Genomic DNA, 14,950 nt, shown 5'->3' with positions numbered 1-14,950 from the left:
CCTGCAATGATTAACCCTACAAAAAAGTGCTGCATTGTCATTCCTGCTCGGACTAAGCATTTGATCGGATCAAGCAAATCGAGCTAAGCGAGGGCATTGTCAGCCTGAAACAAAACACTGTATAAATAACCAGACCTAAAGCCTGGGAGCGGCCTTTATGCTGGTGCACCTGTCCGTACATAACTACGCCATCGTTGAACATCTCGATCTCGAACTCGATCGCGGGATGAGCGTGATCACAGGGGAAACCGGCGCCGGCAAGTCGATCATGCTCGACGCCCTGGGCCTGACCCTCGGCGATCGCGCCGACAGCGGCGTAGTTCGCCCAGGCGCCGACAAGGCCGATATCCTGGCCACCTTCGACCTGGTCGACATTCCCGAAGCCCATGCCTGGCTGGCCGAGCGCGATCTTGAAAGCGATGGTCCGTGCATCCTGCGTCGGGTGATCACCGCTGAAGGCCGTTCACGCGGCTATATCAATGGCACGCCCTGCCCGCTCGGCGATCTCAAGGCCCTCGGCGAGCTGCTGATCGATATCCACAGCCAGCACGAACACCAGTCCCTGCTGAAGACCGACACTCACCGGCGCCTGCTCGACGAATACGCCGGCGCTACCGATCTGGCCCGCCAGGTTCAACTCGCCGCGCAGCGCTGGCGTCAAACCCGCCAGGAGCTGGAGCGCCTCTCCAATTCTGGCGACGAACAACGCGCGCGCCACCAACTGCTCAGCTACCAGCTTGAAGAACTGGAAAACCTCGGCCTCGGCGACAACGAGCTGGAACAGCTGGAGCAGGAACACAAGAATCTGACCAATGCCGAAACCCTGCTCGGCATCTGCCGACAGGTGGTCGAGCAGTGCAGCGAAAGCGATTCCGGCAACGTACTGAATGCACTGACCGCCAGCCTCAATCGCCTGTCGAGCGTGAACAACTCGGTTGGCGCACTGGGCGAAGCCAGCAGCCTGCTGACCAGCGCGCAGATCCAGGTCGAAGAAGCCGTGGGCGAACTCAATCGCTTCCTCGACAACTTCGATGCCGATCCGGCGCGCCTGCAGTATCTGGAAGAACGCCTCGACGCAATTTACACCCTGGCCCGCAAGCACCGGATCCAGCCAACCGAAGTCGCCGAGATGCAGCAGAAGTTGCTGGATGAGATCGAAACCCTTAACGCCAACGACGAATCCATCGAGCGCCTGGGTGAAGAACTGGCGTCCTACGCACGCCATTATCAAGAGAAGGCCCGAGAGCTGAGCGACTTGCGTCACCAGGCCGCCGGCAGCCTTGCCAGCGCCGTGGAGCAGGAAATCCAGCGCTTGGGCATGCCGGGCGGGCGCTTCACCATTGAATTGCGCGCCAATAGCAGCGACGAACTGCTGCCCAATGGTCTGGAACAGGTTGAACTGCTGGTCAGCGCCAACCCCGGCCAGCCACTGAAGGCGCTGGCCAAAGTGGCCTCCGGCGGCGAGCTGTCGCGGATCAGTCTGGCGATTCAGGTGATCACCGCGCAGACCTCACGGGTACCAACCCTGGTATTCGACGAAGTGGACGTGGGCATCGGCGGGCCGACCGCCGAAATCGTCGGCCAGTTGCTGCGGCGGCTTGGCGATCGCGGTCAGGTGCTGACCGTGACGCACTTGCCGCAAGTGGCAGCGCAGGGTCATCAGCATTTATTCGTGCACAAGGTACGGGGCGAACAAGCGACTCACACCGCCGTGTCCAAGCTGAGCAAGAACGACCGTATAGAAGAAGTGGCGCGGATGCTGGGCGGCATCGACCTGACCAAAGAGTCTTTGGCTCACGCAAAAAAAATGGTGGTTACCGCAAAAGTTTAAGCACAGCAGAAAGCACGAAGGCGACCCTTGGGTCGCCTTCGTTCGTTTCGCGAACCTGAAATTCGCGCGACATGCTTACTTTTTCTTGCGTACGTACAGCACCAGATTGTGATCTACCAGATCAACACCGTGCTCCTCGGCAATTGCCTTCTGGAGCTTTTCGATTTCCGGACTGACGAATTCGACGACTTCACCGGTTTCCACGTTGACCATGTGGTCGTGGTGGCCACCGTCGGCCAGCTCGAATACCGCGTGGCCACCGTCGAAGTTGTGACGGACCACGAGGCCAGCGGCTTCGAACTGGGTCAGAACACGGTAAACCGTGGCCAGACCAACGTCCTCGCCCGCTTCCATCAACGCCTTGTAGACGTCTTCGGCACTCATGTGACGCTGCTCGGTAGAATCGAGCATTTGCAGGATCTTGACCCGTGGCAGGGTCACTTTGAGGCCGGCTTTGCGTAGTTCGCTATTTTCAACCATGGTCAGCTTTCTCGCGATGCTGCTTCGCAGCTTCTCTTAATGCGGGTATGATCGGCGTTTACGTTGTCCCAGCCAAGATAGTGGAAGTCGCCCACCGATGCAAAACACCAAGCTCTTGCTAACCAGTTTCACCTTTGTGGGACTGCTCGCACTCGCCGGTTGTTCATTCCCCGGGGTTTACAAAATCGACATCCAGCAGGGCAATGTCGTCACGCAGGACATGATAGACCAGTTACGCCCGGGAATGACCCGTCGGCAAGTACGGTTTATCATGGGTAACCCTCTGCTGACCGACACGTTCCATGCCGATCGCTGGGATTATCTGTACAGCCTGCAACCTGGTGGCGGTGAACGCCAACAGGAACGCGTGAGTGTTAACTTCAACTCCAACGACCAGCTTGTCAGCCTGTCCGGTGACTTCATGCCGGGCGTGAGCCGTGACGAAGCCATTCTCGGCAAGGACAGTGGCACCAGCGTGACCGCCCCTGCTGAAAACGCCGAGAAGCCGAAGCCGGAACAACCAGCCAAACCAGGTTCCTTGCTGGATTCGATCCAGAAGGACGTGGACGGTGTTGAAACCGTTCCGGTTCCGACGCCTGAACCGCTGGACACCTCGCCGCAGTAATGTGCGAGGCAATAAAAAACCCGGAATTTCCGGGTTTTTTATTGCCTGCGATTTGGCCTATCTACTGATTTCGCGCCTTGGCTTCGGCAGCCTTGGCCGCCCGCAAGCGCCGAACCTCTTTCGGATCTGCCAATAGCGGCCGGTAGATCTCGATGCGATCCCCTGCCTGAATCAAGCGAACCTGTGAATCAGCCACCACCTTGCCGAAGATTCCCAGCGGACATTCGTTCAGGTCCAGCTCCGGAAATTCATCGCCAATACCTGACTTGAGCACCGTCTCACGCACTGTCGTCCCTTCAGGAACGCTCAAAGTGCGCAAGATCTGACGATCCACGGCGGCATACACCACTTCAATCTCGATCACCGGCTCAACCATGCATCTGCTTGGCACGCTGGCAGAACGCATCCACCAGCGTATTCGCTGCCTGATTGAACAGCGGCCCGAGCGTCGCGCGCACCAGCGGGCCGGCGTAGTCGAAAGACAGGTCAAGACTGATCTTGCAGGCCTTCTCGTTCAACGCCTTGAAGACCCAGACGCCATGCAGTTGGTTGAACGGGCCTTCTTCCAGGTTCATCTCGATCGATTGCCCCGGCACCAGCGTATTGCGCGTGACGAAGTGCTGACTCAGACCACCCTTGGCCACGCCAACGCTGGCACGCATGTGCTCGGGCGAGCTTTCCAGCACCTCGGCGGACGAGCACCACGGCAGGAATTCCGGGTAACGCGCGACGTCGTTGACCAGGTCGTAGAGGAATTGCGCCGGGTATGGCAGCAACGCCGAACGTTGAATATGTGTCGTCATGTAAGCGTTACTTCCAGAGCTGAGCGGCAAACACTACCAGAATGCCGATGGGCGCCACGTAGCGCATCAAGAACAAGGACAGGGCAAACAGCGCCGGGTTACGAATCGACAACTCGTCACGCACCGCCTCACGCCCCATCACCCAACCGGCAAACAGCACGAAGCACAGGCCACCGAGCGGCAACATGATCCGCGAGGTGAAGAAATCGATCACGCCGAAGAAGTCCAGACCACCTGCCGCACCCCATTGATAGAGATGGAACAGCCCGCCATCGTTCACGAAAAATTTGGCTTCCTTCCAGATATTGAAAGAGAAAACCGTACCGAGACCGACGAACCAGCAAATGAATGCCAGCCAGAAAGTCACCCAGCCACGGCTGATTTTCGTGCGCTCAACCAGATAGGCAACCATCGGTTCGAGCAGGGAAATCGCCGAGCTCCAGGCGGCAATCGCCACCAGGACAAAGAACACCACGCCCATCAATTGGCCGAAAACCACGTTACCGAAGGCAAATGGCAGACTGACGAACATCAGGCCCGGACCTTCGCTAGGGTTCAAACCGCCAGCAAACACAATCGGAAACAATGCCAGACCGGCCACCAGCGACACGAAGGTGTCGAGCAGTGCCACACCGACCACCGTGCCGGACAACGAGGCTTCCTTGGTCATGTAAGCGCCGTAGATCATGATCGAGCCGACGCCCACGCTCAGGGAAAAGAACGCATGGCCCATGGCGGGCAGCAAGCCGTCGAGGACCTTTTCCGGGTGGAAATCGAACATGAAATGCACGCCTTCCATGAAATGCCCGGTGGTCATGCTGTAACCCAGCAACACCAGCACCATCACGAACAGCAGCGGCATCATGATCCGCAGACTGCGCTCAAGCCCGGCAACCACGCCTTTGGCGATCACCACGGCCGACAACAGCATGAAAACGGTGTGCCAAAGTGTCAGGCGCCAGGGATCGGAGATGACATTGCCGAAATAAGCGCCGACCTGCTCCGCCGTGGCGCCCTGGAAGTCGCCGCGCCCCATGTCGATGATGTAATCCAGCGACCAGCCGCCAACCACACTATAGAAAGAAAGGATCAGCAACGCCGTGATCATCCCGGCAAATGCGCCCCACGACCACTTGCCCGAGTGCCCGGCTTCCAGCGCCAGCACCTTCAGGGCGTTCGCCGGACTCTGCCGTGCGCGGCGGCCGATCAGGGTTTCAGCCAGCATGACCGGGATCCCGATCAGGGCGATGCAGGCCAGAAACATCAGCACGAAGGCGCCGCCACCGTAGACCCCGACCATGTAGGGGAATTTCCAGATGCTGCCCAGTCCCACGGCCGAACCGGTCGCGGCGAATATGAAAACCCAGCGGCTAGCCCAACTGCCGTGGACAGAAACCTTGTCTGTCGACATTGAATATCACGCCCAAGCGTTAGAAAAAGAGGCCGCATTGTCCGGGATTCACTCAACCTGCTCAAGCACGCAGCATCACCGTAGCCGAGGACCGTTTATCTCCATATAATGCCGCCCCTATGGCTAAACAGAAGAAACACCCAACAGGGACCATCGCGCAGAACAAAAAGGCGCGACACGATTACTTCATCGAACATCGTTTCGAGGCTGGTCTGGTCCTGGCCGGCTGGGAAGTAAAAAGTCTGCGGGCAAGCAAGCTGCAACTGGTCGACAGTTACGTGCTGCTCAAGGATGGCGAAGCCTGGCTCCTCGGCAGTCACATCACGCCGTTGATGACCGCCAGCACCCACGTCATCGCCGATCCGACCCGCACCCGCAAACTGCTGCTCAACAAGCGCGAGCTGGAAAAACTCGCCGCTGCCGTGCAACAGAAAGGCTACGCCTGCGTGTGCCTGTCCTTCTACTGGAGCAAGCACATGGTCAAGTGCGAGATCGCTCTGGGCAAGGGCAAGAAGGAATACGACAAGCGTGACACCGAGCGCGAACGCGACGCCGGTCGTGAATTGCAGCGCGCCGTGCGCAACAAGGGCAAGGAAGAATAATTTTCCTGCTGTAAAAGATCGCAGCCTGCGGCAGCTCCTACACAGGAATGAGAATTTCCCTGTAAGAGCTGCCGAAGGCTGCGATCTTTTTGCTTCTAAAAGCTACATCCCCTTGCGCCGCTCCGCCCGAGCCATGCGCTGAACTTCCTGCCGCACCTCCTCCAGCACCTCCTGCACATACAGAATGTGCCGGCTGGAAACCTCCCGCGCCTGCTCCGCACGCCCCTCGATAATCGCCAGATACAGCTCCCGGTGCTGAGAAATCAGCATGTCGCGGGTTTCCGTGCGCTGCTTGTACATACCGCCGATGTTGGTCACTACGTTACGCTTGAGCAGATCGAACAACCCGCGAATGGTGTGCAGCAGCACTGCGTTGTGGCTGGCTTCGGCGATCGCCAGATGAAACTTCGCATCCGCCGCGCCCTCTTCCGCCCGGCTCACTTCGTCATGCCGCGTATAGCAATCCTGCAACTCATTGAACGCAGCAGTCAGACGCTCACGATCCACATCCGTAGCGCGCAATGCTGCGTAATAGGCGCACGATGCCTCCAGAGTGTGCCGAAACTCCAGCAAGTCGCGCTGCGCCTCGGGATTGCTCTCCAGCAGCAATAGCAAGGGATCGCTGAAAGTCGAGCCGAGCGTTTCCACCACATAATTGCCGCCACCCTGGCGACTGACCAGCAAGCCCTTGGCCGCCAGTTTCTGAATCGCTTCGCGCAACGACGGACGCGACACGCCGAACTGCTCGGCCAAGGCGCGCTCGGCCGGAAGCCGTTCGCCGGACTTCAGCGTGCCCTCGAGGATCATCCCCTCGAGGCGCTCGACAATATCGTCAGACAAACGGCGCTGACGAATCTGATCAAACCCCATAACTCAATTCTCCACGATCCCGACCGCTCGCCGGGCTCTCTATTCTGGCCTATCGGCGCCCCGCCGACACCTGTCAGCGCACATTCGCCCGACCGGATCAGATGCCCTCTGCACCGCCTGTTCGACAAAAGTTTCAGGGCGACAAATTGACACACCGACATCAAGGCTTTTACCCTAGCCAACAGCGATTGTAAATTGGTATTACCAATTAACCAAGAACGCTGACAGTGCCTGACCAACAACAATTAGGGGCCACCCCATATGCAAACCTGGCAACAGCTCTATACCCCGCTCGGCAGTCTCGGCGTCTCCGCTCTTGCGGCCGTCATCCCCATCGTTTTCTTCTTTCTCGCGCTGGCGGTGTTCCGCCTCAAGGGTCACGTGGCCGGCAGCATCACGCTGGCCCTGTCGATTGCCGTGGCGATTTTCGCCTTCCACATGCCGGTCGACATGGCCTTCGCCGCGGCCGGATACGGCTTTGCCTACGGTCTGTGGCCGATTGCCTGGATCATTGTCGCGGCGGTGTTCCTCTACAAACTGACGGTCAAGAGTGGTCAGTTCGAGGTCATTCGCAGTTCGGTGCTGTCGATCACCGACGACCAACGCCTGCAGGTGCTGCTGATCGGTTTCTGTTTCGGTGCGTTTCTGGAAGGTGCCGCCGGCTTCGGCGCGCCGGTAGCGATTACCGCCGCGCTGCTGGTCGGCCTCGGCTTCAACCCGCTGTACGCCGCTGGCCTGTGCCTGATTGCCAACACCGCGCCAGTAGCGTTTGGCGCACTGGGCATTCCAATCATTGTTGCCGGGCAAGTGACCGGCATCGACGCGTTCAAGATCGGCGCCATGACCGGCCGCCAACTGCCGCTGCTGTCGCTGTTCGTGCCGTTCTGGCTGGTGTTCATGATGGACGGCCTGCGTGGCGTGCGTGAAACCTGGCCGGCAGCGCTGGTTGCAGGCCTGAGCTTCGCCGTGACCCAGTACTTCACTTCGAACTTCATCGGCCCGGAGTTGCCGGATATCACCTCGGCTCTGGCCAGCCTGATTTCCCTTACCCTGTTCCTCAAAGTCTGGCAGCCAAAACGCGCCGCCGGCCAACACATCGCCGGCGCCGTTTCGGCCTCGGTGGTGACCGCCAGCGCAGGAGGTTTCGGCCAGAAGCGCAGCACCGTGGCGTCGCCTTACAGCCTCTGGGAAATTTTCATCGCCTGGTCGCCATTCCTGATCCTCACCGTGCTGGTAACCATCTGGACCCTCAAGCCGTTCAAGGCCATGTTTGCCGCCGGCGGTTCGATGTACGCCTGGGTGTTCAACTTCGCCATCCCGCACCTTGATCAACTGGTGATCAAGACTGCTCCGATCGTCGCCACCCCGACCGCAATCCCGGCCGTGTTCAAACTCGACCCGATTTCCGCGACCGGTACCGCGATTTTCTTCTCGGCGCTGATCTCGATGCTGGTATTGAAGATCAATTTCAAAACTGGTCTGACCACTTTGAAAGAAACCTTTTACGAACTGCGCTGGCCTATTCTGTCGATCGGCATGGTGTTGGCGTTTGCTTTCGTTACCAACTACTCGGGCATGTCTTCGACCATGGCCCTGGTATTGGCCGCGACCGGCGCAGCCTTCCCGTTCTTCTCGCCGTTCCTCGGCTGGCTGGGCGTGTTCCTCACCGGCTCGGATACCTCGTCCAACGCGCTGTTCAGTTCGCTGCAGGCGACCACCGCACACCAGATCGGCGTCAATGACACCCTGCTGGTAGCCGCCAATACCAGCGGCGGTGTGACCGGCAAGATGATCTCGCCACAATCGATCGCCGTGGCCTGCGCCGCGACCGGGTTGGTGGGTAAGGAATCGGATCTGTTCCGCTTCACTCTCAAGCACAGCCTATTCTTTGCCACGATTGTCGGCCTGATCACTCTGGCCCAGGCTTACTGGTTCACCGGCATGCTGGTGCACTAAACCTATAAACAAAACGGAAATAACCGACGCCGGCTGGTGATTCCGGCGTCAGCAATTCACACCCCGGTCTGTAAGGCTGCTGAAAGCAAGGCGCTTTATATTCAGCAGTCTCAACAGACGGATAACCGGGCCCACCCGGAGACACGCCTGATGAGCGAGCTTTTTTACAACGCTGTGCCCAACGCCACCCGCGTCGCACCGCCACTGCCCGAACCGCGGCAGTACCCCAGCGAGAAACCGTCGCGGGTCTACCTGTTCGGCACCTGCGTGGTCGACCTGTTCTACCCCGAAGCCGGGATGGACGCGATCCACTTGCTCGAGCGTGAAGGGATCAAGGTCGAGTACCCGCAAGGGCAGAGCTGCTGCGGGCAACCGGCCTACACCTCGGGTTATACCGAGCAGGCGCGGACGGTGGCGCGCGCGCAACTGGCGCTGTTTGCCGGGGATTATCCGGTGGTGGTGCCGTCGGGTTCCTGCGCGGGCATGTTGCGCGAGCATTACGCCGACTTGTTCAAGGACGAGCCGCAAACGTTGAAACAGGTGCAGGCACTCGCGGCCCGCACCTATGAGCTGGCCGAGTTCCTGCTGTTCGTCTGCAAGGTGCAGCTCAAGGACAGCGGTGAGCCGGTGAAAGTCGCGCTGCACACTTCGTGTTCGGCACGGCGCGAAATGAACACCCACCTGCACGGCCGCGAGTTGTTGGCGCAGTTGAGCAAAGTGGAACGGGTCAACCACGACCACGAAAGCGAATGCTGTGGCTTCGGTGGGACATTCAGCGTCCGTATGCCAGACATTTCCGGCGCGATGGTGGCGGACAAGACCCGGGCGTTGAAGGATTCCGGCGCGCACAAAGTGTTGAGCGCCGACTGTGGCTGTTTGATGAACATCAACGGCGCGTTGGAGAAACAAAAGGAAGCGCTGCGCGGGCAACATCTCGCCAGCTTTCTGTGGCAACGAACCGGAGGTGCGCAATGAGCACCTCGACGATTATTCCTACGGTTGCCGTAGAAGAAGATTTCCGCACCCGAGCACACAACGCCCTGGGTGATCAGCAGCTACGGAACAACTTCCGCACTGCGATGGATTCACTGATGACCAAGCGGGCAGCGGCTTTCAGCGATGCCCACGAAAGAGAACACTTGCGCGCCCTGGGCAACTCGATCAGGGCGCGTGCGCTCTCCAAGTTGCCCGACCTGCTCGAGCAACTGGAACAGAACCTGACCCGCAACGGTGTGACAGTGCACTGGGCGGAAACGGTGGACGAAGCCAATGGCATCGTCCTTTCGATCATCCGCGCTCACGAGGCGCGGCAAGTGATCAAGGGCAAATCGATGGTCAGCGAAGAGATGGAGATGAACCATTTCCTCGAGGCTCAAGGTGTTGAATGCCTGGAGTCCGACATGGGGGAATACATCGTCCAGCTCGACCACGAAAAGCCTTCACACATCATTATGCCGGCGATCCACAAGAATGCCGGTCAGGTCGCGTCCTTGTTCCACGACAAACTTGGCGTGGAGTACATCAAGGACGTTGACCAACTCATTCAGATCGGTCGCAGAGTCCTGCGGCAGAAATTCTTCGAAGCGGACATCGGCGTTTCCGGCGTCAACTTCGCCGTGGCCGAAACCGGCACCCTGCTGCTGGTGGAAAACGAAGGCAACGGGCGCATGACCACCACCGTGCCGCCGGTGCACATCGCCGTCACCGGCATCGAAAAGGTCGTGGAAAACCTGCGCGACGTGGTGCCGCTGTTGTCGCTGCTGACCCGCTCGGCGCTGGGCATTCCGATCACCACTTACGTCAACATGATCTCCGGCCCGCGCAAGGAACATGAACTCGACGGCCCGCAAGAAGTGCATCTGGTGCTGCTCGATAACGGTCGCAGCCAGGCCTTTGCCGACAGCGAACTGCGCCAGACCCTCAACTGCATCCGCTGCGGTGCCTGCATGAACCATTGCCCGGTTTACACCCGCGTCGGAGGCCACACCTACGGCGAGGTGTACCCGGGACCGATCGGCAAAATCATCACGCCGCACATGGTCGGTCTGGCAAAAGTCCCGGATCACCCGAGCGCTTCGTCGTTGTGCGGTGCCTGCGGTGAAGTGTGCCCGGTGAAAATTCCGATCCCTGCCCTGCTGCGGCGATTGCGCGAAGAAAACGTCAAAGCCCCGGACAGTCCGCATCAAGTGATGCGCGGTCAGGGCAGCAAGTATTCGCGCAAGGAACGTTTCATCTGGAACGCCTGGGCGAAACTCAACAGCTCGCCGACGTTGTATCGGTTGTTCGGTTTCTTCGCCACACGCCTGCGTGCCCTGACCCCGAGCAATGTCGGCCCGTGGACGCAAAACCACAGCGCACCAAAACCCGCCGCCCGCTCACTGCACGACATGGCCCGCGAGCATCTGGGCAAACAGGGAGATCGCTGATGAGCGCCAAGCAAAATATCCTCGCCAAGCTACGGAAAAGTCTGACCGGCACCACACCGATTGCCGACGACTTCGACGTCGATCTGGTGACCCAGCCTTACACCTACAGCGCCGAGCAACGTATCCCGCAACTGCGCAAACTGATGGAAGCGGTGCACACCGAAATCCATCTGACTACCGGCGCAGACTGGCCGACGCTGCTCGCGCAATTACTGCGTGACCGTCAACTGCCAAGCCTGCTGATCGCACCGACTACGCCTCACGGGCAGCGCATCTCACAACACTGGGCGAACAATCCTGATCTGCCGGCACTGAAGTCCTACGACCGGCCGATGGAGGAGTGGAAAGCCGAGCTGTTCAACGACACCCCGGCCAGCCTTACCGGCACTCTCGGTGCCATCGCCGCCACTGGCAGCCTGATCCTCTGGCCAACCCGTGAAGAACCGCGGTTGATGAGCCTGGTGCCGCCGGTGCATTTCGCCCTGCTTAAGGCCAGCGAAATCCGCGACAACTTCTATCAGGTGCAACAGGAGTTCGAGTGGGCCCAAGGCATGCCGACCAACGCACTGCTGGTGTCCGGCCCGTCGAAAACCGCCGACATCGAACAAGTGCTGGCCTACGGCGCCCACGGCCCGAAAGATCTGGTGGTACTGATCCTGGAGGACCAATGACGCTTCCGGTGAATTTCCTGCGCGATGCGCAGCAACTGATTCCAGCAGATCGCCGTTTCGACGATCCACTGTCGACCTTGGCCTTCGGCACCGACGCCAGTTTTTATCGGCTGATTCCCAAACTGGTGATCCGCGTCGAGTCCGAGGACGAAGTGGTGGCGCTACTGAAACTGGCCCAGCGCGATCAAGTCCCGGTGACCTTCCGCGCCGCTGGCACCAGTTTGTCCGGGCAGGCGATCAGCGATTCGGTGCTGATTGTGCTGGGGGATAACTGGAACGCTCGCGAGATTCGCGATCAGGGCCTGCAAATCCGCCTGCAGCCGGGCGTGATCGGCGCGCAGGCCAACGCGTGGCTGGCACCGTTCGGGCGCAAGATAGGCCCGGACCCGGCGTCGATCAATGCCTGCAAAATCGGCGGCATCGTCGCCAACAACGCCAGCGGCATGTGCTGCGGCACCGCGCAAAATACCTACCACACCCTGGCCGGAATTCGCTTGGTACTCGCCGACGGCACCCGTCTCGACACCGAAGACGCCGCCAGCGTCGCCGCTTTCCGCGTCAGCCACAGCGATCTGCTGGAGCGCTTGGCGACATTGGGCCGCGAGACCCGCGCCAATGCAGAACTCGCTGCGCGAATCCGCCACAAATATCGTCTGAAAAATACCACCGGTCTGTCACTCAACGCTCTGGTGGATTTCGACGAGCCTGTGGATATCTTGAGCCACTTGCTGGTCGGTTCCGAAGGCACCCTTGGCTTCATCAGCGCGGTGACCTATGACACGGTGATCGACCATCCGAACAAGGCGTCGGCGCTGATCGTGTTCCCGGATGTGGAAACCTGCTGCAACGCGGTCACCGTGCTGAAAAGCCAACCGGTGTCAGCCGTAGAACTGCTCGATCGACGCAGCCTGCGCTCGGTGCAGGACAAACCGGGCATGCCGGATTTCGTACAGCAGCTGTCGAATAATGCCTGCGCGCTGCTGATCGAATCCCGCGCCGCCTCTTCCACTTTGCTGCAAGAACAACTGGCGCAGATCATGGCTTCGTTGACCAGTTTTCCGGTGGAAAAACAGGTCGATTTCACCGAAGATCCGGCCGAGAACGCCAAGCTTTGGGCCATCCGCAAGGACACCTTTCCCGCCGTCGGCGCCGTGCGCAAAACCGGCACCACGGTGATCATCGAAGACGTGACCTTCCCGGTCGAACAACTGGCCATCGGCGTCAATCGCCTGATCGCGCTGTTCGACAAACACGCCTACGACGAAGCGATCCTTTTCGGACACGCACTGGAAGGCAATCTGCACTTCGTTTTCACCCAAGGCTTCAACAGTCCGGAAGAAGTCGCACGCTATCAGGCGTTCATGGACGACGTGGCGCAACTGGTGGCGGTGGAATTCGGCGGTTCGCTCAAGGCCGAACACGGCACCGGGCGCAACATGGCGCCGTTCGTTGAGCTGGAATGGGGCAGCGATGCCTATCAGTTGATGTGGCAGCTCAAACGTCTGCTCGACCCCAACGGCATCCTCAACCCCGACGTGGTGCTCAGCGAAGATCCGCAGATCCACCTCAAGCACCTCAAGCCGCTGCCGGCGGCTGACGAGATTGTCGATAAATGCATCGAGTGCGGCTTCTGCGAACCGGTCTGCCCGTCGAAAGGTCTGACCCTCAGCCCGCGCCAGCGCATCGTGATCTGGCGTGACATTCAGGCGAAGAAACGCGCCGGCGTTGACACCACCGAGCTGGAACAAGCCTACGAGTACCAAGGCATTGAAACCTGTGCCGCGACAGGCTTGTGCGCGCAGCGTTGCCCCGTAGGCATCAATACCGGCGAACTGGTGAAAAAGCTCCGCGCCCGTAACGCCACGCATCAGAAAACCGCTGACTGGATCGAAGGAAATTTCGCCAAGACCCTGCAAGGCGCACGCTTCACCCTGCACGTGGCCAACGGCGCACGGATGTTGCTTGGCGCAACGCGCCTGGCGAAGCTGTCGGCAACCCTGACGCTTTTGTCCAAGGGGCAGGTGCCGCTGTGGACCAACGCGATGCCGCAACCGGAAAAAGCCATTCGCTTCAGCCCGAGCGTGTCCGACGAACGCCCACGCGTTGTGTATCTGGCCGCCTGTGTTTCACGGGTGATGGGCCCGGCAGCCGGCGACAAAGAGCAGATGTCGCTGTACGACAAGACCCGTGGCCTGCTGGAAAAGGCCGGTTACCAAGTGGTGTTCCCGGACAATCAGGACAACCTCTGCTGCGGTCAGCCGTTTGCTTCCAAAGGCTATGCCGAACAGGCCGAGCACAAGCGTCAGGAATTGATCAGCGCGCTGCTGCACGCCAGTCGCGGTGGACTCGATCCGATCTATTGCGACACCAGCCCGTGCACCTTGCGCCTGGTGCAGGACGTGGGAAATGTTCGCCTGGATCTGTATGACCCGGTGCGCTTCATCCGTACGCATCTTCTCGATCGACTGGAGTTCACCCCGCAAGAAGCACCGATTGCAGTTCATGTGACCTGCAGCACGCAGCATCTGGGCGAAAGCCAGGCGCTGATCGAACTGGCACGCAAATGCAGCAAAACCGTGGTGATCCCGGAAGGCATCCATTGTTGCGGGTTTGCCGGTGATAAGGGTTTCACCACGCCGGAGCTGAACAGCCACTCGCTGCGCACACTCAAGGACGCGGTGCAGCATTGCAGCGAAGGCATTTCCACCAGCCGCACCTGTGAGATCGGCCTGACGCAGCACGGCGGCATCGACTATCACGGACTGGTCTATCTGGTGGATCGGGTCACTCGAGCGAAGGCCTGCTAAAAGAAAGTTAGAACCCTTGAGCGAGGCGGTAGTCCACAGAACAAGCCCCGAACACGCGGGGCTTTTCCTCCTTTCGCTGGCCTGCTCTGACGGTCAGCGAGAGTCTGGATTCCTCAGTGCAAGGAGATACTCATGAAGCATTCTGTACTGTTTGGTCTGTTCGTTACTGCCTCGATGATGGCTTCTACTTCGTTCGCCGATGGCAAACCTGCCGACTTGTGCGAGGCGAATCTGCAAAAGATCGAAAGCGCCAAGACGCAATATCAGACGTCGCCGGATCTGAATTCGCGCGTCTCGGCAAGCGTCAGCAAAGCCCAGGCCCTCAAGGCTCAGGGCAGGATCGACGACTGCCTGGCGGAAACCCAGCAAACCCTTCTGGTAATCCAGAACTCGACGGGTGATACCAAGAAATAAACCTCGGGACGACCAGTCTTCAGGTGGCGTGATGCAGCGCGGTTCGGGTTGACG

At 59.6% G+C, this 14,950-nt stretch carries 14 protein-coding genes; 9 read left to right on the top strand and 5 right to left on the bottom strand.

All coding sequences use genetic code 11. From position 1 onward, the window contains the following. Positions 1-157 precede the first annotated feature (157 nt). Entirely contained in the window at positions 158-1,831 is a 1,674-nt protein-coding gene (gene recN, locus ACOYXG_RS03405) for a DNA repair protein RecN (RefSeq protein WP_346651665.1), read from the top strand. Positions 1,832-1,906: 75 nt separating this feature from the next. Here the strand turns inward: recN and fur are convergent, their stop codons facing one another. Further along, positions 1,907-2,311 (bottom strand): ferric iron uptake transcriptional regulator, encoded by a 405-nt coding sequence (gene fur, locus ACOYXG_RS03400; protein WP_003221515.1) that lies wholly within the window; start codon positions 2,309-2,311, stop codon positions 1,907-1,909. 97 nt (positions 2,312-2,408) lie between these two features. Between fur and ACOYXG_RS03395 the strand changes: the two genes are divergently transcribed. Further along, positions 2,409-2,936 (top strand): outer membrane protein assembly factor BamE, encoded by a 528-nt coding sequence (locus tag ACOYXG_RS03395; protein ID WP_027610774.1) that lies wholly within the window; start codon positions 2,409-2,411, stop codon positions 2,934-2,936. A gap of 61 nt (positions 2,937-2,997) precedes the next feature. Here the strand turns inward: ACOYXG_RS03395 and ACOYXG_RS03390 are convergent, their stop codons facing one another. Genes ACOYXG_RS03390 through ACOYXG_RS03380 form a run of 3 tightly spaced genes read right to left on the bottom strand, consistent with a single transcriptional unit; the run spans position 2,998 to position 5,150 of the window. Continuing rightward, entirely contained in the window at positions 2,998-3,312 is a 315-nt protein-coding gene (locus tag ACOYXG_RS03390; protein WP_183784723.1) for an RnfH family protein, read from the bottom strand. Then, the gene (locus ACOYXG_RS03385; RefSeq protein ID WP_003221509.1) at positions 3,305-3,739 is read right to left on the bottom strand and encodes a type II toxin-antitoxin system RatA family toxin; all 435 of its coding nucleotides are present in this window, start codon (positions 3,737-3,739) and stop codon (positions 3,305-3,307) included. The genes ACOYXG_RS03390 and ACOYXG_RS03385 overlap by 8 nt, the downstream gene beginning before the upstream one ends. 7 nt (positions 3,740-3,746) lie before the next feature. After that, positions 3,747-5,150 (bottom strand): sodium-dependent transporter, encoded by a 1,404-nt coding sequence (locus ACOYXG_RS03380; RefSeq protein ID WP_007961408.1) that lies wholly within the window; start codon positions 5,148-5,150, stop codon positions 3,747-3,749. 119 nt (positions 5,151-5,269) lie between these two features. Here ACOYXG_RS03380 and smpB point away from each other — a divergent pair, with 119 nt between their 5' ends. Further along, entirely contained in the window at positions 5,270-5,752 is a 483-nt protein-coding gene (gene smpB, locus ACOYXG_RS03375; protein WP_003221505.1) for an SsrA-binding protein SmpB, read from the top strand. Positions 5,753-5,854: 102 nt separating this feature from the next. On the opposite strand, the gene ACOYXG_RS03370 is transcribed toward smpB, so the two are convergent. After that, entirely contained in the window at positions 5,855-6,622 is a 768-nt protein-coding gene (locus ACOYXG_RS03370) for a GntR family transcriptional regulator (RefSeq protein WP_027610772.1), read from the bottom strand. A gap of 261 nt (positions 6,623-6,883) precedes the next feature. On the opposite strand from ACOYXG_RS03370, the gene ACOYXG_RS03365 reads away from it, so the two are divergent. The 6 genes from ACOYXG_RS03365 to ACOYXG_RS03340 all read left to right on the top strand — a co-directional run bounded on the left by ACOYXG_RS03365 (position 6,884) and on the right by ACOYXG_RS03340 (position 14,896). Beyond that, complete coding sequence (locus tag ACOYXG_RS03365; protein WP_027610771.1) at positions 6,884-8,578, top strand: lactate permease LctP family transporter; 1,695 nt, start codon at positions 6,884-6,886, stop codon at positions 8,576-8,578. A gap of 150 nt (positions 8,579-8,728) precedes the next feature. Then, a complete protein-coding gene (locus tag ACOYXG_RS03360) occupies positions 8,729-9,553 on the top strand; it encodes a (Fe-S)-binding protein (RefSeq protein ID WP_460355912.1) in 825 nt (274 codons plus the stop codon). Then, positions 9,550-11,004, top strand: coding sequence for a LutB/LldF family L-lactate oxidation iron-sulfur protein (locus tag ACOYXG_RS03355; protein ID WP_460355909.1), 1,455 nt, complete (start codon positions 9,550-9,552; stop codon positions 11,002-11,004). The genes ACOYXG_RS03360 and ACOYXG_RS03355 overlap by 4 nt, the downstream gene beginning before the upstream one ends. Beyond that, the gene (locus ACOYXG_RS03350; RefSeq protein WP_027610768.1) at positions 11,004-11,675 is read left to right on the top strand and encodes a LutC/YkgG family protein; all 672 of its coding nucleotides are present in this window, start codon (positions 11,004-11,006) and stop codon (positions 11,673-11,675) included. Before ACOYXG_RS03355 ends, ACOYXG_RS03350 begins: the two co-directional genes overlap by 1 nt. After that, entirely contained in the window at positions 11,672-14,482 is a 2,811-nt protein-coding gene (locus ACOYXG_RS03345) for an FAD-binding and (Fe-S)-binding domain-containing protein (protein ID WP_460355906.1), read from the top strand. The genes ACOYXG_RS03350 and ACOYXG_RS03345 overlap by 4 nt, the downstream gene beginning before the upstream one ends. 132 nt (positions 14,483-14,614) lie before the next feature. Continuing rightward, a complete protein-coding gene (locus tag ACOYXG_RS03340; RefSeq protein WP_027610766.1) occupies positions 14,615-14,896 on the top strand; it encodes a hypothetical protein in 282 nt (93 codons plus the stop codon). Positions 14,897-14,950: the final 54 nt, after the last annotated feature.

This window comes from Pseudomonas sp. G3-39, assembly GCF_054790485.1.
Note: the sequence above shows the minus strand (reverse complement) of the source record. Positions and strands in the feature narration are given on the sequence as shown.

Excerpts from the sequence above, each read along its gene's own strand:
- recN (WP_346651665.1), top strand. The coding sequence starts at position 158 with ATGCTGGTGCACCTGTCCGTACATAACTACGCCATCGTTGAACATCTC.
- fur (WP_003221515.1), bottom strand. The coding sequence starts at position 2,311 with ATGGTTGAAAATAGCGAACTACGCAAAGCCGGCCTCAAAGTGACCCTG.
- ACOYXG_RS03395 (WP_027610774.1), top strand. The coding sequence starts at position 2,409 with ATGCAAAACACCAAGCTCTTGCTAACCAGTTTCACCTTTGTGGGACTG.
- ACOYXG_RS03390 (WP_183784723.1), bottom strand. The coding sequence starts at position 3,312 with ATGGTTGAGCCGGTGATCGAGATTGAAGTGGTGTATGCCGCCGTGGAT.
- ACOYXG_RS03385 (WP_003221509.1), bottom strand. The coding sequence starts at position 3,739 with ATGACGACACATATTCAACGTTCGGCGTTGCTGCCATACCCGGCGCAA.
- ACOYXG_RS03380 (WP_007961408.1), bottom strand. The coding sequence starts at position 5,150 with ATGTCGACAGACAAGGTTTCTGTCCACGGCAGTTGGGCTAGCCGCTGG.
- smpB (WP_003221505.1), top strand. The coding sequence starts at position 5,270 with ATGGCTAAACAGAAGAAACACCCAACAGGGACCATCGCGCAGAACAAA.
- ACOYXG_RS03370 (WP_027610772.1), bottom strand. The coding sequence starts at position 6,622 with ATGGGGTTTGATCAGATTCGTCAGCGCCGTTTGTCTGACGATATTGTC.
- ACOYXG_RS03365 (WP_027610771.1), top strand. The coding sequence starts at position 6,884 with ATGCAAACCTGGCAACAGCTCTATACCCCGCTCGGCAGTCTCGGCGTC.
- ACOYXG_RS03360 (WP_460355912.1), top strand. The coding sequence starts at position 8,729 with ATGAGCGAGCTTTTTTACAACGCTGTGCCCAACGCCACCCGCGTCGCA.
- ACOYXG_RS03355 (WP_460355909.1), top strand. The coding sequence starts at position 9,550 with ATGAGCACCTCGACGATTATTCCTACGGTTGCCGTAGAAGAAGATTTC.
- ACOYXG_RS03350 (WP_027610768.1), top strand. The coding sequence starts at position 11,004 with ATGAGCGCCAAGCAAAATATCCTCGCCAAGCTACGGAAAAGTCTGACC.
- ACOYXG_RS03345 (WP_460355906.1), top strand. The coding sequence starts at position 11,672 with ATGACGCTTCCGGTGAATTTCCTGCGCGATGCGCAGCAACTGATTCCA.
- ACOYXG_RS03340 (WP_027610766.1), top strand. The coding sequence starts at position 14,615 with ATGAAGCATTCTGTACTGTTTGGTCTGTTCGTTACTGCCTCGATGATG.